This is a genomic window from Sphingomonas sp. PP-CC-3A-396 (assembly GCF_004343105.1).
Classification (GTDB): Bacteria; Pseudomonadota; Alphaproteobacteria; order Sphingomonadales; family Sphingomonadaceae; genus Sphingomonas.
Genome location: NZ_SLYF01000008.1, coordinates 55,697 through 77,460, shown reverse-complemented (window position 1 = coordinate 77,460; position 21,764 = coordinate 55,697). Strand labels below are relative to the sequence as shown.

Annotated in this window: 15 protein-coding genes and 1 pseudogene; 4 read left to right on the top strand and 12 right to left on the bottom strand. The window is 66.9% G+C overall.

The features are described 5' to 3' along the window. Positions 1-51 precede the first annotated feature (51 nt). Positions 52-2,433 carry an RNB domain-containing ribonuclease gene (locus C8J40_RS15890; RefSeq protein WP_132897841.1) on the bottom strand — a complete coding sequence of 794 codons (2,382 nt, stop codon included), beginning with the start codon at positions 2,431-2,433 and terminating at the stop codon, positions 52-54. Positions 2,434-2,486: 53 nt separating this feature from the next. Between C8J40_RS15890 and glpD the strand changes: the two genes are divergently transcribed. Both glpD and C8J40_RS15880 read left to right on the top strand, forming a co-directional pair. Then, positions 2,487-3,962, top strand: coding sequence for a glycerol-3-phosphate dehydrogenase (gene glpD / locus C8J40_RS15885; protein ID WP_132897840.1), 1,476 nt, complete (start codon positions 2,487-2,489; stop codon positions 3,960-3,962). A gap of 65 nt (positions 3,963-4,027) precedes the next feature. Further along, the gene (locus C8J40_RS15880) at positions 4,028-4,297 is read left to right on the top strand and encodes a hypothetical protein (RefSeq protein ID WP_132738734.1); all 270 of its coding nucleotides are present in this window, start codon (positions 4,028-4,030) and stop codon (positions 4,295-4,297) included. Between the two features lie 611 nt (positions 4,298-4,908). Here C8J40_RS15880 and C8J40_RS15875 read toward each other — a convergent pair. After that, positions 4,909-5,628 (bottom strand): SPOR domain-containing protein, encoded by a 720-nt coding sequence (locus C8J40_RS15875; protein ID WP_132738737.1) that lies wholly within the window; start codon positions 5,626-5,628, stop codon positions 4,909-4,911. Then, positions 5,628-7,352, bottom strand: coding sequence for an arginine--tRNA ligase (gene argS, locus C8J40_RS15870; RefSeq protein WP_132897839.1), 1,725 nt, complete (start codon positions 7,350-7,352; stop codon positions 5,628-5,630). The genes C8J40_RS15875 and argS overlap by 1 nt, the downstream gene beginning before the upstream one ends. Positions 7,353-7,435: 83 nt before the next feature. On the opposite strand from argS, the gene C8J40_RS15865 reads away from it, so the two are divergent. Continuing rightward, positions 7,436-8,698 (top strand): HNH endonuclease signature motif containing protein, encoded by a 1,263-nt coding sequence (locus tag C8J40_RS15865; RefSeq protein WP_165911481.1) that lies wholly within the window; start codon positions 7,436-7,438, stop codon positions 8,696-8,698. Here C8J40_RS15865 and C8J40_RS15860 read toward each other — a convergent pair. Then, positions 8,695-9,849, bottom strand: coding sequence for a DUF1501 domain-containing protein (locus C8J40_RS15860; RefSeq protein ID WP_132897837.1), 1,155 nt, complete (start codon positions 9,847-9,849; stop codon positions 8,695-8,697). The genes C8J40_RS15865 and C8J40_RS15860 overlap by 4 nt on opposite strands. 2 nt (positions 9,850-9,851) lie before the next feature. Continuing rightward, positions 9,852-11,417, bottom strand: a pseudogene (locus C8J40_RS15855) (DUF1800 domain-containing protein). Between the two features lie 215 nt (positions 11,418-11,632). Between C8J40_RS15855 and C8J40_RS15850 the strand changes: the two are divergent. Continuing rightward, complete coding sequence (locus C8J40_RS15850; protein ID WP_132897836.1) at positions 11,633-11,926, top strand: hypothetical protein; 294 nt, start codon at positions 11,633-11,635, stop codon at positions 11,924-11,926. 194 nt (positions 11,927-12,120) lie between these two features. On the opposite strand, the gene C8J40_RS15845 is transcribed toward C8J40_RS15850, so the two are convergent. The 7 genes from C8J40_RS15845 to murB all read right to left on the bottom strand — a co-directional run bounded on the left by C8J40_RS15845 (position 12,121) and on the right by murB (position 21,746). After that, a complete protein-coding gene (locus C8J40_RS15845) occupies positions 12,121-13,287 on the bottom strand; it encodes a deoxyguanosinetriphosphate triphosphohydrolase (protein ID WP_132897835.1) in 1,167 nt (388 codons plus the stop codon). Then, positions 13,284-15,443, bottom strand: coding sequence for a tetratricopeptide repeat protein (locus C8J40_RS15840; protein WP_132897834.1), 2,160 nt, complete (start codon positions 15,441-15,443; stop codon positions 13,284-13,286). Before C8J40_RS15840 ends, C8J40_RS15845 begins: the two co-directional genes overlap by 4 nt. Before the next feature lie 365 nt (positions 15,444-15,808). Further along, entirely contained in the window at positions 15,809-17,404 is a 1,596-nt protein-coding gene (gene ftsZ / locus C8J40_RS15835; RefSeq protein ID WP_132897833.1) for a cell division protein FtsZ, read from the bottom strand. 113 nt (positions 17,405-17,517) lie between these two features. Next, positions 17,518-18,780 (bottom strand): cell division protein FtsA, encoded by a 1,263-nt coding sequence (ftsA, locus tag C8J40_RS15830; RefSeq protein ID WP_132897832.1) that lies wholly within the window; start codon positions 18,778-18,780, stop codon positions 17,518-17,520. A gap of 1 nt (position 18,781) precedes the next feature. Continuing rightward, positions 18,782-19,747: a cell division protein FtsQ/DivIB gene (locus C8J40_RS15825; RefSeq protein WP_132897831.1), complete on the bottom strand. Its 966-nt coding sequence runs from the start codon at positions 19,745-19,747 to the stop codon at positions 18,782-18,784. Next, on the bottom strand, positions 19,744-20,682 hold the full coding sequence (locus C8J40_RS15820) for a D-alanine--D-alanine ligase (protein WP_132897830.1): 939 nt from the start codon (positions 20,680-20,682) through the stop codon (positions 19,744-19,746). Before C8J40_RS15820 ends, C8J40_RS15825 begins: the two co-directional genes overlap by 4 nt. Continuing rightward, complete coding sequence (murB, locus tag C8J40_RS15815; protein ID WP_243693433.1) at positions 20,679-21,746, bottom strand: UDP-N-acetylmuramate dehydrogenase; 1,068 nt, start codon at positions 21,744-21,746, stop codon at positions 20,679-20,681. Before murB ends, C8J40_RS15820 begins: the two co-directional genes overlap by 4 nt. Between the last annotated feature and the right edge of the window lie 18 nt (positions 21,747-21,764).

Genomic DNA, 21,764 nt, shown 5'->3' with positions numbered 1-21,764 from the left:
CCAGTCTCCCCCCGCAGCGGTGTCGCATACCGCGAGGGGTTTGCGCAAATCCTAACGCCGCTTGCCCTGATGGCGGATGTTCGCCGGGCGCCCGCGCCGCTTGATCTCACGCACCGGCTTCCGCCCGCCGCGCATGGGGGGAGCAGCCCCCTTCCCCTCGGGCATCTCGAAGCGCAGCGCGCCCGACACCGGGTTCGCCTCCGCCAACCGCAGTTCCAGCGTCTGGCCCTGCGCGAAGACGTCGCCGCTATGTTCGCCGGTCAGCGTCCGCGCGCCCTCGTCGAAGCGGAAATACTCGCCGCCCAGATCGCGCACCGGCATCAGGCCATCGCCACCAATCCCCTCGACCGTCGCAAAGAAGCCGAAATTGGTGACGCCGGTGATCCGTACGTCCATCACCTGGCCGACACGCTCCGACAGGAACGCCGCGACATAGCGATCGGTGGTGTCGCGCTCGGCCTCCATCGCACGGCGTTCGAGCCGGCTGATGATCTCGCCGACCAACTCCATGTTCGCCGCATCGTCCGCAGGCAACCCGCCCTCGCCGAGGCCATAAGCGGACACCAGCGAGCGGTGGACGAGCAGATCGGCATACCGCCGGATCGGCGAGGTGAAGTGCGCGTAACTGCCGAGGCTGAGCCCGAAATGCCCGTGATTGCCGGGCGCGTAATAGGCCTGGGTCTGCGTACGGAGGATCTGCTCCATGACCTGAGGCCGGAAGTCGGCATCGCTAATCCGCTCGATTATATGGTTGAACGTTGCTGGCCGCACGACCTGCCCGAGCGCGAACGGCACGTCGAACGTCTCGAGATATTCCTTCAGCGCCGCCAACTTCTCGCGGCTCGGCGGCTCGTGGATACGGTACATCACCGGCGCCTTCTTCGCCTCCAGCGCCTTGGCGGCGGCGACGTTGGCAGCGATCATGTAGTCCTCGATCAACCGGTGTGCGTCGAGCCGTTCACGCGGCGACACCGACATGATCCGCCCCTGCTCGTCGAGCACCACGCGGCGTTCGGGAAGATCGAGATCGAGCGGCGCACGTGCGTCACGCGCCTTGGCCAGCGCATGCCAGCAGGCCCAGAGTGGGACGAGCGATGCAGCCACGCGCTCGTCATCTACCCGGCCGTCATCCCAGCGAACGCTGGGATCTCGTGCCGCGAGGGCGTCCTCTGTGGAGGGAGACCCCAGCTTTCGCTGGGGTGACGGGCTGGGGCTATCTGACAAGATGCTGGGGCTGTCGGACGAGATAGAACCGTCGGACAGGGGGGCATCGTTCGATGCCATCCCGTCGATAATCGCCTGCGCCTCTTCATACGCCAGGTTCGCCGCGATCCGCACCACCGCGCGCGTAAAGCGCCACGACTTGAGCGAACCATCCTTGCCGATCCGCAAATGGCACGCGAGCGCGGCGCGGTCCGCGCCTTCCTTCAGCGAACACACTTCCGCCGACAGGATCTCGGGCAACATCGGCACGACGCGGTCGGGGAAATACACCGAGTTCCCACGCCGCCGCGCCTCGCGGTCGACCTCCGACTTAGGCCGCACATAGAAGCTGACATCGGCGATCGCGACGATCGCCTTCCAGCCGCCCACATTCGAAGGATCGTCGTCCGCCTCCGCCCACACCGCATCGTCGTGATCACGCGCATCCTCAGGGTCGATCGCGACGATCGGCAGGTCGCGCAAATCCTCGCGGCCCTCCCCCAATGGCAGTTTCGACACGCGCTCCGCCTCGTCGAGCGCGTCCTGCGAGAACACGTCCGGAATGCCAAGCTTGTGGATCGCAATCAGCGAGAAGCTCCGCGCCGCAAACGGATCGCCCAGCTTCGACACAACGCGCGCCGCGATCGTCGGCGGCTTGCCGGCGAGTTCCGCCAGCACGAGATCGCCCGGCGCCGCCCCCCCCGCATCCGCCACCGCAAACTCACGCCGCTCGCGCTTGTCGACACCGGTCAGCCACAGCCGCCCCGCCTCCTCACGCAACACGCCCAGCACCTGTTCGGACGCCGGCGCGAGCACCTTCATCGGATGCGCGATCCAGCCGTTCCCAGCCTCCTCGGTCCGCGCGAGGATGCGTTCGCCGACGCCCAGCGCACCGCGTTTCCGCTCGCGCACCCGCAGCCGCGGCGGTTGGACACCCTCCGCTTCCCAACGCTCGGGCACCGCCCAGACGTTACCGCCGTCGTCGACATCCGCGATCCGCAGTACCGTCACCTTGGGGATACCGCCCATCTTGTGGAACGCGCGACCGGGGGCGCTGTCGATCAGCCCCTCGTCGGCCATGTCCTTGAGCAGCGCTTTCAGCCCGATCTTGTCCTGCGCGCTGAGCCCGAAGCCCTTGGCGATCTCGCGTTTGCCCGCGGGCACGTCGGAAGTGGCGATGAAGTCGAGGATCTGCTCGCGCGTCGGAAGACCGGCTTTTGGTTTGTACATGGTACAGAGATAGTCGGTAGGCCCAGCATTACCAAACGGCTAAAGCTCTGCACATGACGCAAAGTTACGACATTCTCATCGTCGGCGGTGGCATCAACGGTGCCGCGATCGCCCGCGAAGCGGCGCTCAACGGGCTCGCCGTCCTGCTCGTCGAAAAGGGCGACCTCGCAGGTGCGACCTCGTCCGCATCGACCAAGCTGATCCACGGCGGCCTGCGCTATCTCGAATATTACGACTTCAAGCTGGTCGCCGAAGCGTTGCGCGAACGCGAACGCCTGGTGAAGGCCGCGCCGCACATCATCCGCCCGATGCGCTTCGTCCTGCCGCACGAGAACGCGGTACGCCCCTGGTGGATGGTCCGGCTAGGCCTGTACCTCTACGATTGGCTCGGCGGCCGGATGACGCTGAAGCGGTCCCGCGGCCTGCGCAAGAGCGACACCGCCTATACCGCCCCGCTCAAGAACGGTGCGCGCGGCTTCGTCTATTCCGATGCGTTCGTCGACGATTCCCGCCTCACCGTGCTGAATGCGATCGATGCGCAGGACAATGGTGCCGAAATCGCAGTCCGCACCGAACTCGTCACCGCCCGCCGCGACGGCGCATTGTGGCGCGCAACGCTGTCCGACGGACGCGACGTCACCGCGCGCGCGCTCGTCAATGCCGCCGGACCGTGGGTCGCAGAGCTGCTCGGTCGCCTCGGCATCAACGCCAGCGCCGGCGTCCGACTGGTCAAGGGCAGCCACATCGTCGTGCCCAAGCTGTACGAGGGCGACCACGCCTATATCCTGCAACTGGCCGACCGCCGCATCGTCTTCGCGATCCCCTATCAGGGCCAGACCGAGATCGGCACCACCGACATCCCCGTCGACCGCCCCGAAGACGCGGTGATCGATGCGGGCGAGATCGCGTATCTGTGCGACGCCGCGAACCAGCATTTCACGCGCCAGATCACACCCGCCGACGTCACCTCGACCTGGTCCGGCGTCCGCCCGCTCTACGACGACGGCGCCAGCGAGGCGAAGGCGGTGACGCGCGACTATGTCCTCGAACTCGACACGCTTGGGGATGCGGGCGGAGCACCCTTGCTGTCGGTGTTCGGCGGCAAGATCACGACGGCACGCCATCTCGCCGAGGAAGCGCTCGACAAGATCGCCCCCGCGCTCGGTGAGACCGTCCACCCGATGACCCGTACCCGTGCCTTTCCCGGCGGCACGATCCCTCCGTTCGCGACCTATCTCACGCAGGTCCGCGCGCGCTGGCCGTTCCTCGGCGATGCGCGCAGCGAACGGATGGCGCATGCTTACGGCGCATTGCTCGACGAGATGCTTGCAGGCGTGAACGACGCAGCGGGTCTCGGCGCAGACCTTGGCGGTGGCCTGACGGCGATCGAAGCGCGCTGGATGCACGACCGGGAATGGGCAAGGATACCCGAAGATGCAATTATGCGTCGCAGCAAGATCGGGCTTGGCCTGAACGCGGAACAAACCGCCGCGTTCGAGGCATGGTGGACTGACGCTTACCCCGCGTAAATCTTACACCTTGCTTGTTGCGACATTCGGCATATCCTCTTTCCGATCAAGAGAGGAAAACCCTGATGGCAACGTACCCGGACCTCCAAACTGATCCAGAAGACAAGAATCTCGTGATCCTGCAGAGCCTGATCTGCTTGCTTCGCGAGAAGAACGTTTTGTCGCGCGCCGACATCGAAGAGCTCTGTGACACGGTCAAGCGACGCGCGAACGACCATGCCAGCGATCCACTCCCCTGCCAGATCAGCGGTGCCAAAGCCGCCGCCACCGAAGTGGCGCAAATCGGCGACTATATCGGCCGCAAATATGGCGGAAAGCACCGTCGCTCGATCTGAGTGCGAGGCACGACGGGAGCAACACGGCTTGGTAGCGCGTAGCGGATTGCGTTGTCCGCCTGCATGATCGCGAAGTTCGAAACTATCGCGTTTGCCGACCCTAGAGAGCACGGGTGCGCCAGCGTAGCCCCGCGGTCCTGACCTACGGCGCTCACAACCACCCTGTCGGAAGGGCTGGATTTGGCTACCGATCGAGGCACAGGTACTGGGCACTCAGCTTTCACGCCTCTGCAACCTGATGCCGGCGGCAGCAACGCACAGTACCGGTGGCGTCGGATGTTCGAGCGTTGCTCGTCCCGCACGCTCGACTCTAAATTATCGACATCGCTCGACCGCGCGCCAGAGGAACGACCCGACGCCATGCCGTCAGGGTTAGTCCGGGCGTCTTGCTGGAGGCCCCTGCCGCTGGCAAACGCGGGTGTGTTAGCAAAGCATGACGCTTAAAATCTACAGCGCCCCATCGGCTTTTGGACGTAGCCGGAACCGTTCCTGGGCCCGAGATCGGCACATTCGCCTGGTTTACTGATCCTCGCGAACGCCAGCCATAAGTCCAACCGACGCCCCGAACACGCGATTGCGGGGCGATGCAACCGCCCGATCATGCCGCGCGATCAGCTTGCGACGAAGCAGGTTTCGCCAGCGACACGCAACCGGCCGCAGATATCCGCCGCCTGGTTCGCGCTGCCCGCATTGACGCGCAGACGGTACAGCGTGCGACCGCCCGTTGCGACCGGCTGGACCGACTTGCCCAACGCGCCGATATAGGCGAACCGCTTGGAGAAGGTCGTCCAGGCCGCGTTGGCAACCGCCTCGCTCGGATACGCGCCCAGCTGGACCAGCGAACCGCCGGAGGCCGTTCCGGCTCCGTTAGGCTTCGACGGCGCCAAGGGGGTTGCGGCGACCAGGCGGCCACCCGATGCGGGCACCTGCGCGACGGCGTTGCGACCGGCCACGTCGGACGTCTTGGTCGCGACTGCCCGCTTGCCGTCGACAGGCGCTTCCGGCACGCCGCGCAGGTCGATCGCGCCGTTGCCCGATTTGCCCGCGCTGGTCGCGATCGCCGAATCGCCCTCGCCCTTGACCTTCAGGCCGCCGGCATCGTCGGGCTTGACCTTGTAGTCGCCCTCCTGCGCCGCGATCATCTGGCCGTCGCCCGTCGGCGCGCGCTGTTGCAGCTTGTAGATGCCGAAAATGATCGCCGCGAGTACCGCCAGGCCGAGCACGACCAGCGCGATCACGCGACCGATTCCGACCGTATCCTGCTCGTCCGGCTCGACGGTTTCGAGCCAGGGGAGCCGGTCTTCCTCGCGCAGATCCATGTCTTCGGCCATCACTTCATCTCCGAAACCGCTTCGACACCCATGATGGCGAGGCCGTTATGAATAATCTGCCCTATAGCGGACGCCAGGAAAAGCCGTGCCGCCGTCGCCTGCGGATCCTCGATCACGAGGAAACGACGATCGGGACGATCGTTGCCGACGTTCCACAGCGCATGAAACGCGGCGGCCAAGTCATAGAGATAGAACGCGATTCTATGCGGTTCGCGCGCGGTTGAGGCGATCTCGACAAGCCGCGGGAACTGCGCCGCAAGCTGCACGAGTGCCAGTTCGTCCGTATCAAGCCGGGACAAATCCGCAGAAATAGGCGTAATTCCCGCCTCTTCGGCGCGCCGATGCAGCGATGCGATCCGCGCATGCGCGTACTGGACGTAGAAAACCGGATTGTCCTTCGACGCCTCGACCACCTTGGCGAAGTCGAAATCCATCTGAGCATCCGACCGCCGCGTCAGCATCGTGAAGCGCACGACGTCCTTGCCGACCTCGCGCACGACATCGGCGAGCGTGACGAAATTGCCCGACCGCTTCGACATCTTGACCGGCTCGCCGTTACGCAACAGCCGGACCATCTGGACCAGCTTCACGTCGAACCGCGTCTTGCCGCCGGTCAGCGCCGCTACGCCAGCCACGATCCGCTTGACCGTGCCGCCATGATCCGCACCCCAGATGTCGATCAGCTGATCGGCGCTCTGGCTCTTTTGGAAATGATAGGCGAGATCGGCGCCGAAATAGGTCCACGACCCGTTCGACTTCTTGATCGGGCGATCCTGATCGTCGCCGAATTGCGACGAGCGGAACAGCGGCAGCTCGACCGGCTCCCAATCGTCGGGCGTCTCACCCTTCGGCGCTTCGAGCACGCCGTCATAGACGAGGTCGCGCGAGCGCAGTTCCGCCTCGGCCGCTTCCGGCTTCTTGGCGGCCTGGAGTTCGGCCTCGGACGCGAACACCTCGTGCTCGATCCCCAGCAGCGCGAGATCGGCGCGGATCATCACCATCATCGCGGCGACCGCCTGCGTGCGGAAGATCACCAGCCATTCGCTTTCGGGGGCACCGACGTAGCGATCGCCGAATTCCTTCGCGAGCGACTGACCGACGGGGACGAGATAATCGCCGGGATACAGGCCCTCCGGGATCTCGACGGTCTCGCCGAGCGCCTCGCGGTAGCGCAGGTGCACCGAGCGGGCGAGCACGTCGACCTGGCCGCCAGCATCGTTGACGTAATATTCGCGGATCACCTTGTGGCCGGCGAACTCGAGCAGGCTGGCAAGCGCATCGCCGACCACCGCGCCGCGGCAATGCCCCATGTGCATCGGGCCGGTCGGGTTGGCTGAGACATACTCGATGTTGACCGTGATCCCGTCGCCCTGCGTCGAGCGACCGTAATCGGCACCCGCCGCCGGGATTGCCGCCAGTTCGGCACGCCAGGCGTCGTCGGTCAGCTTCATGTTGATGAAGCCGGGGCCAGCGACGCTCGCCGAGGCGACGTCCTCGAGCCTCGCCAGTTCGATCACCAGCGCATCGGCCAGCACGCGCGGATTGGTCTTGGCGGGCTTGGCGAGCACCATCGCGGCGTTGGTCGCGAGATCGCCGTGGCTGGTGTCGCGCGGCGGCTCGACCGTGACGTTCTTGCGGTCGAGGCCGTCCGGCAGCGTGCCCGCCGCGGTCAGCGTGTCGAGCGCCGCATCGATATGCGCGGCAAAACGGGTGTAGAGCGTCATGGCAAGTCCGGATCGATCTGGGAAAACCCAGCCAATAGTCGATGATGCGTGCTAATAGAAGGCATCGGAGAGAAGCCATCCTCGTGACGTTCAATGCCATGCTGCGCGATGCCGGCATCGATCCACGCGACGTGAGTCTGTTACGGCACCAGACGCGGCGTAACGGCATGACGCCGCATGACCTGCGCAGTCAAAGCCTTGTGCGGTTCGAACGCTATCAGGCCACGCAGCAGGACCGCCCGGTATTCCGCAACCCGCGCTATTGGGCGAGCTTCGTGTCGCCCGACGATCACGAGACGGTGTTCGTCGGACTCTATGCTGTGAATATGCGACGCGACCATGTGATCGACTGGCCGGACGATCTGGGCGCCACTGCGGACGCGGCCGCAGTCGGAGCGGGCAAGGATGTGCCCTATTTCTTCTGGCACACTGAACTGAAGGACGTGCTGCGCGACCAGATCGGCCATCTGCGGATCGAATGGGGCGACAGCCTCAGAAGCTGGGCGCAACACGCGGCGCACAACGACAAGCGCATCGTGCCCGGAACCCGCGCACCGACCGACGCCACGGCGCACCGCCTTTCCGTACTGGGCTTCACACAGACCCACGCGACGAAAAAGCTGACTCGGTTCGATCGGGGGACCGTCACGCTGTATGTGAAAAACGCCACAACACGGCTGCCGATCGTCATCCACCCCTATTACGAGACCCGGCTGGCCGAGTTACGCACGGTACCCGGCGTCACGCTCGACACGCCGTTCGGCTATTATATCAACAGCAACCTATCGGCGTTTCCGCGTTGGAGGGACGCCGGGCGGGCAACGCCTAGTCGCTACGGCATCGATCTCTCCTGCGATGACGACGCGGCATCGACAGCGCTGACCGCCTTCCTCGACGCCAATGGCACGATCCCGACCCCCGATGGCCCTGTAATCATCGGCGGTCCGCCGAACGCCGAGCGCACCCAACGCGAGACGCTGCGGCTGGCGCGAATTGGCCAGGGGCGGTTTCGGCGCGACCTGTTCGAGATATGGGGCGGACGATGCGCGGTCAGCGGTGTCGCGCTGCCCGAATTCCTCCGCGCATCGCATATTCTCGCTTGGCAGCATGCGATCGATACCGAACGGCTCGATCCCTATAATGGCCTATTGCTCGGTGCCCATCTCGATGCGCTGTTCGACGCGTATCTGATCGGATTTGACGACGATGGGCGCCTGTTGCGGTCGACCCAGGTCGGGCAGGACATGCTGGCGGCGGTCGGGATTGAGGCATCGATCGCGCGGCTTGGCGCGATCGATGCCCGTCACCGCCCCTATCTCGCCCAGCATCGTGCGCGGATGCGCTAGGCGCGCGCCAGCCCCCCGATCGCCGCGGTCCTCGCGCTCGCGGGGAACAGCGCGGCCATCGCCCGCGCTGGCTCAACGCCAAAATGTGACGATACCGCGCCACCAATGAACGCATCCAGCTGCATCGTCGGCTTCAGGTCGCGTGCCTCGTAGAGCGCGGCGGGGGCGAGGCCAGGCCAGTCGGATACTACGCGGCCCCCCTTCACGCCGCCGCCGAACAGCATCGCAGACGTGCCCGTGCCATGATCCGTCCCCCCGGTGCCGTTGACGGCCACCGTGCGCCCGAACTCGGTTGCGACCAGGACCATGGTGTCTGCCCATAATAGCCCGAGCCCCGCCTGTAGCGACGCGATCATCGCGTCGAGACCTTTCAACTGCGCGGTGAGGCGGCCGCGTTGACCGGTGTGCGTGTCCCAGCCGCCGGTCTCGATCATCGCGATCCGGGCGCCGGTGTCGGGCTTAAGCAGTCGCGCGGCGAGCGCGCCGGTCGCGGCGGCATTGCGGCCGCCGTCCTGCGCGAGATCGCTGGTGAGTTGCCGCGTGGCCATCGCCTCACTCCACAAGCCGTGGAGTTGCTGGTCGCCGTCGTAGAGCATCGCGACGCGTTGCAGCAGGTCGTCGGACGCGGCGGGCAGGCTCGACGGCGCATAGGATGCCACCTCGCGCCGCCCCCGCAGCGCCATCGGCACGGTCGCCGCCACTGCGATCGCGCGCGCCTCGTCCGCAGGCAGCACGCCGAGTAGTCGGTTGAGCCAGCCGTCGCGGACCTGGTACGCGCTGGTCCCACCCGTCTCGAGCACGTTCTGCCCATCGAAATGCGAGCGATCGCGGTAGGGCGAGGCGATCGCGTGCGCGAACAAAGCTTGGCCCTGTTTGTAGAGACCGGCGCTCGCGGTCATCGCAGGGTGGAGCGTGAACATGCCGTCGAGCTTGGTACCCGTGGCGAAGTCCGCCGCGAGATCGCCGCGTACGCCTGCAAAGGCTGGATCGCCGACCGCACCGATCGTGCCGAGACCATCGGCGGCGCCGCGCTGGATGATGAACACGAACCGCTTGTCGGTCGCCGCGCGCGCAAACGCGATGCGCGGCGCGAAGGCGGACGCCAGCACGCCGAGCGTACCGGTCGAGAGGAAGGAACGGCGGTCGAGCATGACTATCTCCGCAGCGATTCGGGGGCGACGAGCAACAGCGCGAGCGCCTGTGCCGGGCTTTCCGCGCGCGACAGGCCCTGCGCGGTGGTGGGACTGAGCGCGGCGGGGAACAGCTTCGGCGCCAACGCCCGCGCATCGACCGGCCCGGCGCGCGCCGCGAACCGCTCCGCCGCCTCGACCCGTCGCTTGATCGCGTCGGGCCCCGCCCAGGCTGCGGCGACGTCGTCGTAGCCGATCGGCTGCCCCGGCTGCCAGATCGGCTGGCCGAGCTAATTCATCATCCCCACCGTGACGCCGGGCTTAACGACGGTCGTGCCGAGCGCGCGCTGTGTCGAGACATACCATTCCCATGGCGACTTGAACTTCACCGGCTTGGCCACCCAGGCCTCGGGCGACGCGACCAGCGCGCGATAGACCGTCGGCAGGTCGCCGCCCGATTTCAGGAACGCCGTCTTCAGCCGCGCGACCATCGCCGGGGGCGGCGTATCGCCGGCGAAATGCCGCGCGAGCTTGATCGCGACGTGAGTCGCGGTCGCGGGGTGGACGGCGAGATCGGACAGCACCGCCTGCGCCTGCGCCTCCCCCGCCGCGGGATAGAGCTTGCCCATCACGGTGCGATCGCCGGGCTGGTGGACGTCGTCGAGGAACAGGAAGGCGCCCGCGCGCGAGTCATCCTGGATGCGCGCGCCGGGACCGCGGCCGATGCCCGCGACCGTCCAGCCGGTCATCGCCCGGGCGAACTCGGTGACGTCGGCCTGGCTGTAGCCGCTGCGGACGCCGAGCGTGTGCAATTCCATGATTTCGCGTGCGAGATTCTCGTTCAGCCCGGTGCGGCGCCGGGTCTTTCGAACGGCGAACGGGCTGTCGGGGCCGATCGACACCGCCTGGTCGAGATACAGCAACATCGCCGGATGCCGCTCGACCGCGTTCAGCATGTCGGCGAAACTGCCGAGCACATGCGGGCGGATCGCCTCGAACTCCATCGGCCCGGCGAGCGCCATCACCTCGAACTTCTCGGTCGAGACCGCGAAATGGTTCGCCCAGAAATGCACGAGTCGCTCGACGAACGGTGCGTCGCCGGTCAGCGCCGCCATCGTCCGTGCCGCGACCGCCGCGCCGTAATCGTTGCGGCTCTGCTTGCCAATCAATTGGCGCGCCTCCTGCCGAGCGGCCGTGCCTAGATCGATCGCACCCGGCATAGCGGGCGGCATAGCGGGAGCCTGCATCATCGCCGGGGGCGCAACGCCTGGGGACTGCGGCGCGGGGCTCATCGCGCCGGACATCGTCGAGGCAGCGATGACAGGTTTCGGGTCCATGCCACCCATCGCCTTCGGCGTGCGCGGCCCGAACTGCGCGCGGATCGCCTTTTCCTGCGCATAATAGGCGACGAGGCCGACCGAGATGCCGGCCGTCGAGGGGGCGCTGGCGATCATGGCTGGGCGTGGCTCGAACCGTTCGCACTGCGCCAACACCCACTTCGCCGGATCGCCGGATACGGCATCACTTGGGCCATCCCCCGGCCTTGCGCCGAGACCGAACCGATTGAGCGCGATACTGGAAGCAGACACGACACTCTCCTTCGGCGTTGGATTTAGGCGCCAAATGTCGTGGAAGTATGTCGCCTCCGCCGCTCGTCGCATCGGCGGCGCGGTTCATCGTTGCACGCCGTGCAATCGCGACGGATAGGTTTGCAATTGCAACCCATGCTGCACCGCAATATCTCGCTGACTCGAGAGTTGGGTGAAGACCTGATCCGGCTCGACGCACTTCGGGAGATACGATCATGCGCACGACCATCAAGATCATCGCAGCAGTCGCCGCCGCCCTCACCTCGACGATCGGCATGGCCGCCGACGCGAAGCAGAGCTTCGTCCACGAGGGCAGCACGTATGTTTATACCACGACGCAGGACGGTGGCCGCCAGGTCATCGACGGTCGTCGCTATCCGTCAGGCCAGAAGTTCCACCTGATCGTCCGCGGCGATCGCGTGTCGGGTGTGTCGGGCGGCGTACCGGTCGCGTTCAAGACCGCAGAGGCCAATGGCGCTGCCGGCGGGATCGCCTCGGTCGCGCGCTGAGCCGACTGGGTTTTAGTGATTGCAGCGGCGGTCGGACTTCGGTCCGGCCGCCGTTTTTGCGTTTGGCTTCGACCTACCACAACACGTCCGTCATTCTGACGAAAGTCAGGATGCAGAGCCACTGAGGATGTCGTTCGTTACCCTGGGTCCTGACTTTCGTCAGGATGACGGAGGGGGAGCCGGCTACGTCTCCCTCAGAACCCCTCGGGCAAGTCGATCGGGCCGACCAGTTCGCGGTAGCGCGATACCGCATACCGATCCGTCATCCCCGCGATGAAATCCGCGATATGCCGGCTGCGGTCGGGATCGTCGGTCGGTAGCCGCTCGCGCCATTCCTCGGGGATCGTCGCCGGATCGTCGCGGTACACCGCGAACAGCCCCGACACGATGCCATGCGCCGCATCCGCCGCCGCCAACTGGCGTGGATGATGATAGAGATTGGCGTACATGAAGCGCTTTAGGTCGCGCTCCGCCTCGCGCATCTCGGGCGAGAAGCCGACCAGGCACTGCCCGGCGGCGCGGACATCGTCGACGCTGGTGACGCCGCTCGCCGCGATCCGCTGGCGGGTTTCGGCGATCAGGTCGTTGACCATCGTGCCGATCTGCGTGCGGACGAGTTCGCCGACCAACCGCTTCGGCGGGACGTCGGGGAAGCGGCGGCGCACATCGTCCCAGCCGCCTGCGACCAACGGCACCGCCAGCAACTGGTCGAGCGTCAGCAGCCCCGCGCGCAGGCCATCGTCGATATCGTGATTGTCATACGCGATATCGTCGGCGATCGCCGCGACCTGTGCCTCCAGCGACGAAAAGCTGGTCAGCGCGAGGCCGAACTCGGCATCCGCCGCGGCGAGCGCCCAGCCCGGATGCCGCACCGGCCCGTTATGCTTGGCGAGGCCCTCGAGCGTTTCCCATGTCAGGTTCAGGCCGTTCCACATCGGATAGGGGCGCTCGATCGTCATCAACGTGCGCAGCGTGTGGCCGTTGTGATCGAACCCGCCCTGCCCGGTCAGCGCCGCCTTCAGCGCATCCTCGCCGGCATGGCCGAACGGCGGGTGGCCGATGTCGTGCGCGAGGCACAACGCCTCGGTCAGGTCCTCGTTCAGCGCCAGCGTCCGCGCGATCGTCCGGCCGATTTGCGCGACCTCCAGGCTGTGTGTCAGGCGGACGCGGAAATGATCCCCGTCGGGCGCCATGAACACTTGAGTCTTGTGGCGCAGGCGACGGAAGCTGATCGAGTGGATGATCCGATCGCGGTCGCGCTGAAAGGCATCGCGCGGCCCACGCACGGACCCGTTCTGTTCCTCTTGAAGCCGTCCTTTGCTGCGCGCCGGGTCCGATGCCCAGGGCGCGCGGTAACTCACTTCGCCGGCAACTTCGTGATGATCTCGCCGGGATCGCTGGTGAAGGTGAACGTCGAGACGCCTTCCTTGGCGAGCTGATTGACGAAGGTGCGCGCTTCCGCATCGGTCTTGAACGGCCCGGCGAGCACGCGGTTGGTCGCCTTCCACGGCGCGGTCCAACCGGCGCGGGTGCCGAACACCGTCGGTGCCTTGGCCTTCGCCTTCTTCCACGCCTTGGGCAGATCGCCCTCGGTCGCGCCGGTCGACACCTGCACCCAGGTCCGCGCGGGATTGGCGCGCGCGATACGCTTTTCCTCCGCCGCAGCCTTGTCGGCAGCAAGCTTCTCGGCGGCGGCGGCCTTCTTCTCGGCGAGCGCCTTCTTGTCGGCGATCGCCTTTTTCGCGGCGGCTTTCTTGTCGAGCGCCGCCTTCTTGTCGGCTGCGAGCTTATCCGCGGCCAGGGTCTTCGCGGCGATCGCCTTGGCGGCTGCGTCGCGCTCGGTCTTGGCTTTCGCCTCGGCGAGCACGCGCTCCGCGTCGTCGGTGACCGGAATGGCGGCGGGCGTCACGACGGGTGCAGGATGCATCGGCGCGACGTCGAGTTCGGACGCGGGGATCGACAGACCCGCGACGATCCGCGCGAGGATCGAGTCCTCGCTCGCCGCGACCGCATGCGTTCGCGGCGATCCCGTGGCGGCCACTGCGGTCGAGGCTGGCGCGGGTGTGGACGAACTGGAAAATCCAGGCGTCGGCGTTGCGGCGCTGGCACTCTGGATGGGCGCGTACTGCTGCGGCGGGACCTGCAACGGCGGCTGCTGTATCGATGTCGGCTGCGTCGAAACCGAGGGCGACGCCGACGCCGCGAGCGCATTGGCCGCGCGTGTGGGATCGGCCCGTGCCTGGGTCACCGGGATCGCCGCCATCTGCGTGGCTACGCTCTGGGGGAGCGTTCCCGCCGTCGAGGGCGCGGGTAGAACGCGCGCGACCGAGGTTGCCGGTACCGACGCTGTGCTAGGCGGGATAGTCGCCGCAACCACGGAATTCGTCTCCGCAGCCGGCGTGGTGCGGGCGCTCTGGACCGCGACGGTCGGTGCGGAATAGCTCGGCTGCGGTGTAGGCTGGACCGTGCGAGCCGGAAGCGGCTGGACCATCTGCATCGGCGCGGCTGCGAGCTGGACCGGCGCAGCATAGGGGGCGGGAGCGGCAGTGACAGTACGTGGCGCGGTGGTAGCCACGGGCGTGCGCGTGGCCGCAGCCATCTGGACTCGGTCGGGCTTGGCACGCCGGTCGCGCTTGTCCTTCTTGCCGGTGGTCGCGGCGACGGTCGGCTGCGGCGTCACCGCGGCCATCATCACCGGTGCGGTCGGGTCGGCGGCAAGCATGCCGAGCGGCGGCGCCATCCGTGCGTCCGCGAGACGCGCCGGCGTCGCATGGACCTCGCCGAAATGCACCGCGAATGCGCGGTCGCTGGCTGGCAGGGTCGGCAGGCGCTGGAAAAAGGGTTGCAGGCCTTGCGCGGTCCCGCGCGGCATCATCGTGGTCGCGATCTTCTCCGCGCCGGCGACGTCGCCGTTCATCGCGATGATGAACGCGCGCGAGCGCCACGCGCCACGGTCGCTCTTGAGCAGGAGCGGGTTGAGCTGCTGGATCGCGAGGTCGGGCTTGCCCGAGATGCCGAGCGACAGTGCGTAGCGCCTGATGGTCTCGTCATCGGGCGCATCGCGAAGAGCAACGCGGTAATCGCGCTGCGCTCGATCCTGCTGGCCGATCAGGTCGTAGGCGAGGCCGCGGTCGGCGGCGAAATTGCGCGGGTCGAGGCCGAGGGCCTCGGCCTGCGCATAATAGCGTAGCGCTTCGCCCGGACGCTCCGACCTTACGAGGATCGAGGCCATTCCCGCTTTTGCCCGACCATCGCGCGGGTTCACCTTTTCAGCGCGCGCGAACAGGGCTGCGGCACCGCTGAGGTCGCCGAGGCCCATCGACAGGTCGCCGGCCTTGATCAGTGCGTCGATGTTGCGGGGGTTGCTCGCAAGCTGGCGCATCACGTCGCCGAGCTTGTCCGCGTCGGTCGTGCCGGGGATCGCCTGGACGACGGCTTGCGCGGACGCGGCGCAGGGCACGGCCGCGAGCACAAGTGCCAGCGCGGCGGTCAGGAGATGATGGGACGAGCGGGTCATGAGGATCATCTGTCTAGACGCCAGCCCGACCGAACCGGCAATGTCTGCGGCGCATGCGCGCGGCGAACTGGGCTGGGGCGGCGACGAGTGAAGCGCCGAGGAGTGAGCAACGGGTGAGGGCTACGATCTGCGGAGACGACATCTGTGATCTTGGAAAAGCGTTCGTTCCGAAACGCCGCCTCCCCGGCGGAGGCCGGGGTCCAGTTGGGAGACGGAGTTAACGATGGAAAGCGCTCCGTTACATCAACCTTGCCAACTGGGCCCCGGCCTCCGCCGGGGAGGTGACGATGTTGGAAACCAATATCCCCGATCAACCCATCTCGTACCGCCGTTCTCCCGCCAAACCGAGAGAACGGCGCCCAGACTTACTGGTTGTTCTGCCGATGCAGAAAACGCGGGATGTCGAGCGGATCCTGGGGAGCCGCTTCGCCGTCTTCCTTCGCCGCGCCGCGTGCCGCATTCGACATGCGTTCGAACAGCGTACCACCCAGCTTCACGCGCGGTGCGGCCGGAACCGCCTCGGGCGCTGCCTCGGCCCCGGGAGCGAGCCAGCGGCGACGTGCACCACCCTCATCGGCAGCCGGGGTCGGTACCGGAATAGCCGGCGCGATCGGCGCACGCGCCGGCGGCACGGCCGATGCCGAGGCCGGACGCGCGATCGGACCACGACCATAGGGCTCGTCGCCATAGGTGCGCGGTGCCTGTGCCGCGTAGGTCGGCGAGGTATGCGTATGCGGCGTAGGCGCGGGCGCCGGTGCCGGAGCAGCCTGCGGAACGATCGTCTCGGCGCCGAGCACGAGTTCGTCATCGGACTTCGACGGCTCGACTTCCGACGACGCGTTCAGGTCGAGCGGCTCTTCGTCGGCGGACGAAGCAGCGGGCGCGGCCGACGAGGCGGCAGGCTCGCTCGGGCGGAACGAGGTGTTCTCGTCGGTCTTGCGCGCACCGAAGCTGAACGAACGGGTCGGCTCGGGTGCAACTTCCGGAGGACGCGCATCGGCATCGATACCGGTCGCGACGACCGAGACGCGGATCTTGCCTTCGAGCTCCTGATTGAACGCCGAGCCCCAGATGATGTTCGCATCGGGATCGACCAGGTCGCGGATGTGATTCGCGGCTTCGTCGACTTCGAGCAGGCGCATGTCGTCGCCGCCGGTGATCGAGATGATGACGCCCTTCGCGCCGCGCATGCTGACGCCTTCGAGCAGCGGGTTCGAGATCGCCTTCTGCGCGGCCTCGAGCGCGCGATTGTCGCCGCTAGCCTCGCCGGTGCCCATCATCGCCTTGCCCATCTCCTGCATCACCGAGCGGACGTCGGCGAAATCGAGGTTGATGAGGCCCGGCATCACCATCAGGTCGGTGATGCTACGGACGCCCTGCTGGAGCACCTCGTCCGCCATCGTGAACGCTTCCTTGAAGGTCGTGTTCGCGTTGGCGATGAGGAACAGGTTCTGGTTCGGGATGACGATCAGCGTGTCGACATACTTCTGCAGCTCGTCGATGCCGCCCTCGGCCGACTTGGCCCGACGATTGCCCTCGAACGCGAACGGCTTGGTCACGACGCCGACCGTCAGGATGCCCATGTCGCGCGCCGCCTTGGCGATGACCGGCGCTGCGCCCGTGCCCGTGCCGCCGCCCATGCCGGCGGTGATGAAGCACATGTGCGCGCCTTCGAGCATCTTGGCGAGCTGGTCGATCGTCTCTTCGGCGGCCGCACGGCCGATCTCGGGACGCGAACCGGCGCCGAGACCTTGCGTGATCTTGGTGCCGAGCTGGATCCGCTGCGGCGCGGTCGACTGCTTCAACGCCTGCGCGTCGGTGTTCGCCACGAGGAAGTCGACGCCCTGGACGTCGGCCCGCATCATGTTGGCGATCGCGTTGCCGCCAGCGCCGCCGACGCCGATCACCGCGATGCGGGGGGCCAGATCGTCCACTTCGGGACTAAGGAATTCGATGCTCATCGCCGTTCTCCGCACAACCCGGTAGATACGCTACGGCCGGGCCCCTGATTAATCTGTGTGCACCAACGTCACGGCCTGTTCCAGCCGAAATAACGCCAGACGCTTCGAAACTCTTAATAATTCGCGCGCGCCGCCTGAATCAACTTGCGGACCATGCCCATACCCTTTGGCCGATGCACCGTCGTCCGCTGCGGCGCGAGCCCGCGAAGGTCGATCGGGTTGGTCGCCGCATAGAAGGCCAACCCCGCTAGCGTCGCGAACGCCGGTCCGCCATGCGCCTCTGGCAAGGCGGTCAGCCCGCGCGGTCGACCGATCCGCACCGACCGCCCAAGCGCCTGTTGCGCGTAATCCGCGATGCCCTTCAGCTCAGCACCACCGCCGGTCAGCACGACCTGACGCCCGACCGGCCCCTCGAACTTCAGCTTGGTGAGTGCATTGCGCACCTCGCCCATCTGATGCTCCAGCCGCTGGCGGATCACGCCGATCAGCTGCGCCTTGGTGATCTGAGCCCCCTCGCCCGCGCCGTCCTCCGCGGAGATCGGCATGACCGGGATCATGTCGTGATTATCGCGGGGCGATGCGTTGGCCGATCCGTGGAAGCACTTCATCCGCTCGGCGTTCTGACGCCGCGTGCCGAATGCGCTGGCGATATCATCCGTAATGTCCGCCGCGCCCATCGGGATCGACGTGAGCCCCACCAGCATACCGCCCGCGAACAGCGACACGTTGGTGATGCCCGCGCCCATCTCGACCAGCGCGACGCCGAGCTCACGCTCCTCCTCGCTGAGGCAGGCAAGACCGGTCGCGACCGGCGAGGCGATGATCGACTTCACCTCCAGATGCGCCGACCGGACGCAGAGATCGAGGTTGCGGACCGGCGAACCGTCCGCCGCCACGACATGGATATGTACCCCCAGCCGGTCCGCATGCAGACCAAGCGGCGTCTTCACCCCCGTCAGCCCGTCGAGCGTATAGAGCGCCGGCTGTGCGTGGAGCACCATGCGGCCCTGCGGATCGATCGAGTTGCGCCCCGCGGCGAGCAACGCATCGATATCCTGCTGCTCGACGCGGTGGCCGCCCAGCTCGAACTCGACCTCGGCGACATCGGACACGAGCCCACCGGCCGAGAACCCGACCCAGACATTCTCGATGTTGATGCCAGCGATCCGCTCGGCCTGCTCGACCGCCTCGCGCACCGCCGCCTCGGTCGTCGCCATGTCGGCGATATAGCCGCGCTTGACCCCGCGACTCTCGCGCTGGCCGGTGCCGAGCACGATCAGCTCGCCCCCGTCCCCCTTCTGCGCGATCATCGCCGATACCTTCGACGACCCGATATCGAGCGCCGTGATCAGCCCTTCCGGTGCCACCTTTGCCATGTCATCCCTCCCCGCCCGTTACGTTCGCGCCCGCCGTTTGCGACGGAGTATTCGTCTCTGTAGTGCCCGTTGTCGGCACGCTCGCTGGTGCCGGCACGTCGACGCTATGTGCCAGGCTCGCGCCCGGCTTGCGCGCGACCAGTTTGGTCGGATCGCGCATGTCGAACCGGATCCAGCCCCGCCCCAGCAACGGCCGCGCGCCGTCCAGTTCGGCGAACTTCACCAGCGCGCGCGGCGCACCGTCTTCGGGCAGCGCCAACGTCTCGCCGCTCTCGAACGTGAGATCCCAGCGCCGATTGCCGACCCAGGTCGCCGCCTTCACGCGCGGCTTCAGCGCAGGCGCGGCGGCGAGCAGCGTCTGGTACGACGCCTCCTGCCGATCCGCGCCCGGCCCGATCACCAGCGGCAAATTCGGGATCGCATCCGGCTGCACCGGCTCCAGCAGCACGCCCGACGAATCGATCAGCGTGAGTTGGCCATTGTCCTGCCACACCGCGGCGGGCGTGCGCTCGACGATATCGACGAGCATCGTGTTGGGCAGCCGCCGCGAGACATGCGCATCCGCGATCCAGCCATAGCGCAGCAGTTTCTGCCGCACCGCCTCCAGGTCGACCGACAGCATCGACGTCTGGTTCTGCTTGTCCTCCAGCGCGACCGCATAGACCGACATCCGGTCCATCCGCTTGAGGCCGGTCACCTCGATCTGCTCGACCTTGAAGCCCGCGCGCCCGGCACCCTCGGCCACCGCCGCGCCGATCATGCCGGGAATGCCGACCCACGTCGCCGCCGCGATCGCCACCGCACCGCCCGCGCCGAGAATCGACCACGTCGCGATTTTCTTCAGCGTGTCCTCGCTGACCGGGAGCATCCCGACCAGCCGGTCCATCACCGACACCTTCTTGACCGCGACCTTCCGCCGCGGGGCGGGCCGCTTGGGGGGCGGACCGCGCTTGATCGTGCGGCTCATGGAGAAGGATGGTCCTGAAGCGCTTCGTCGACGATAGCCTGGACCAGCTCGGCATAGCTCATGCCGATATGCCGCGCCTGTTCGGGGACGAGGCTGAGCGGAGTCATCCCCGGCTGCGTGTTCACCTCGAGCAGGAACAGCCCGTCGACGCCGCGCTCGTCATCCCAGCGGAAATCCGATCGCGACGCGCCCTTGCAGCCGAGCAACCGGTGCGCTTCGAGCGCGAGGCTCTTGCAGGCGTCGGTGATCTCGTCGGGAATCTCCGCCGGGCAGACGTGGACGGTCATCCCATCGGTGTATTTCGCGTCGTAATCGTACCAGCCGCTCTTGGGCTTCAACTCGGTCACGCCGAGTGCCTTGCCGCCAAGCACCGCGGTCGTAAGCTCGCGACCGCGAATGTAGGGCTCGGCGAGCAGTTCCTCGAACTCGCCCCACGGCCCGACGCTGTCGCGCGCGATCGGATTGCCGTAATTGCCGCTGTCGGTGACGATCGCCACACCGACCGACGAGCCCTCGTTGACCGGCTTCAAAACATAAGGCCGAGCCATCGGATCGCCCTCGAACAGATCGGCCGACTTGACGATCCGCCCACCCGGCATCGGCACGCCCGCGGGGACGAGCAGCAGCTTGGTCAGCACCTTGTCGATCGCGATCACCGACGTCGCGAGGCCAGAGTGCGTGTAGCGCAGGCCCATCAGGTCGAGCAGACCCTGCACCGAACCGTCCTCGCCGGGCGTCCCATGCAGCGCATTGAACACCAGGTCAGGCTCGGCCTCGGCGAGCTTGGCGGCAACATCCCGCCCCATGTCGATCCGCGTAACCCGGTGGCCGAGCGACTCCAGCGCATCCGCACAGCCATTACCCGACATCAGCGAAACCTCACGCTCCGCCGACCAGCCGCCCATGAGCACCGCGATGTGAAGAGCCGCGCTCACTGCTCCCCTCCCGCCTGCGGGAGGGGTCGGGGGAGGGGTTGATGGGCAATGCCGGTATCCAGACCGCCCTCCCCCGACCCCTCCCGCAAGCGGGAGGGGAGGTATTCACCCACCCGCTGGATTTCCCACTCCAACGTCACCCCCGAATGCGCCTTCACTCTGTCCCGTACCTCTTCACCCAGCGCCTCGATCTCCGCGCTCGACGCGGACCCGAGGTTTAGCAGGAAATTGCAATGCTTCTCGCTGACCTGCGCATCGCCGAGAGTCAGCCCCCGACACCCGGCCGCGTCGATCAACGCCCAAGCCTTGTGGCCGTCAGGGTTCTTGAACGTCGACCCCCCGGTGCGCGAACGGAGCGGCTGCGAAGCCTCGCGCTCCGCTGCGATCCGGTCCATCTCCGCCCCGATCACGGCAGGCTCGCCGGGCGTGCCGGAGAACACCGCTTCGACCACCACCGCGCCTCCTGGCAGGTCCGAATGGCGATAGGTGAAACCGAGCTTTTCCGCAGGCCAGACTTCGACCGAACCCTCGCGCGTGACGACGGTAGCCTCGACCAGAATATCGCTAACATCCCGTCCATAAGCACCCGCGTTCATCCGAACCGCGCCACCAACAGTTCCCGGAATCCCGCGCAGAAACTCAAGCCCGGCAATCCCAGCATCTCGCGCAGCACTGGCAACGGTAATCCCCATCGCCCCTGCGCCTGCTCGAACGCGACCGTCCTGCACCGAAACCTTCGCCATCGCCTTGGGAAGCCGCACCACGACCCCCGGTACGCCGCCGTCGCGCACGATCAGGTTCGAGCCGACCCCGACTGGCAGCACCGGTGTAGAAGGATCGAGCGTCTTTAATAACTCGGCCAGATCCTCAACATCCGCAGGTCGGACCAGCCACTCGGCCGGCCCACCAGTACGAAACCAGATAAAGTCCGCCAGACTGCCATTGGCCGTCAGAGACCCGCGCAAATCCTCCCCGGCACGGGGAGGGGGACCGCCGAAGGTGGTGGAGGGGGGCCCGCCCAAAGCGTTACGCTCGCGGACAGCCCCCTCCACCATGCTTTGCATGGTCCCCCTCCCCGTCCC

Bases quoted from the DNA above. Each gene is read 5' to 3' on its own strand.
- C8J40_RS15890 (WP_132897841.1), bottom strand. From the start codon at position 2,433: ATGTACAAACCAAAAGCCGGTCTTCCGACGCGCGAGCAGATCCTCGAC.
- glpD (WP_132897840.1), top strand. From the start codon at position 2,487: ATGACGCAAAGTTACGACATTCTCATCGTCGGCGGTGGCATCAACGGT.
- C8J40_RS15880 (WP_132738734.1), top strand. From the start codon at position 4,028: ATGGCAACGTACCCGGACCTCCAAACTGATCCAGAAGACAAGAATCTC.
- C8J40_RS15875 (WP_132738737.1), bottom strand. From the start codon at position 5,628: ATGGCCGAAGACATGGATCTGCGCGAGGAAGACCGGCTCCCCTGGCTC.
- argS (WP_132897839.1), bottom strand. From the start codon at position 7,352: ATGACGCTCTACACCCGTTTTGCCGCGCATATCGATGCGGCGCTCGAC.
- C8J40_RS15860 (WP_132897837.1), bottom strand. From the start codon at position 9,849: ATGCTCGACCGCCGTTCCTTCCTCTCGACCGGTACGCTCGGCGTGCTG.
- C8J40_RS15850 (WP_132897836.1), top strand. From the start codon at position 11,633: ATGCGCACGACCATCAAGATCATCGCAGCAGTCGCCGCCGCCCTCACC.
- C8J40_RS15840 (WP_132897834.1), bottom strand. From the start codon at position 15,443: ATGACCCGCTCGTCCCATCATCTCCTGACCGCCGCGCTGGCACTTGTG.
- ftsZ (WP_132897833.1), bottom strand. From the start codon at position 17,404: ATGAGCATCGAATTCCTTAGTCCCGAAGTGGACGATCTGGCCCCCCGC.
- ftsA (WP_132897832.1), bottom strand. From the start codon at position 18,780: ATGGCAAAGGTGGCACCGGAAGGGCTGATCACGGCGCTCGATATCGGG.
- C8J40_RS15825 (WP_132897831.1), bottom strand. From the start codon at position 19,747: ATGAGCCGCACGATCAAGCGCGGTCCGCCCCCCAAGCGGCCCGCCCCG.
- murB (WP_243693433.1), bottom strand. From the start codon at position 21,746: ATGCAAAGCATGGTGGAGGGGGCTGTCCGCGAGCGTAACGCTTTGGGC.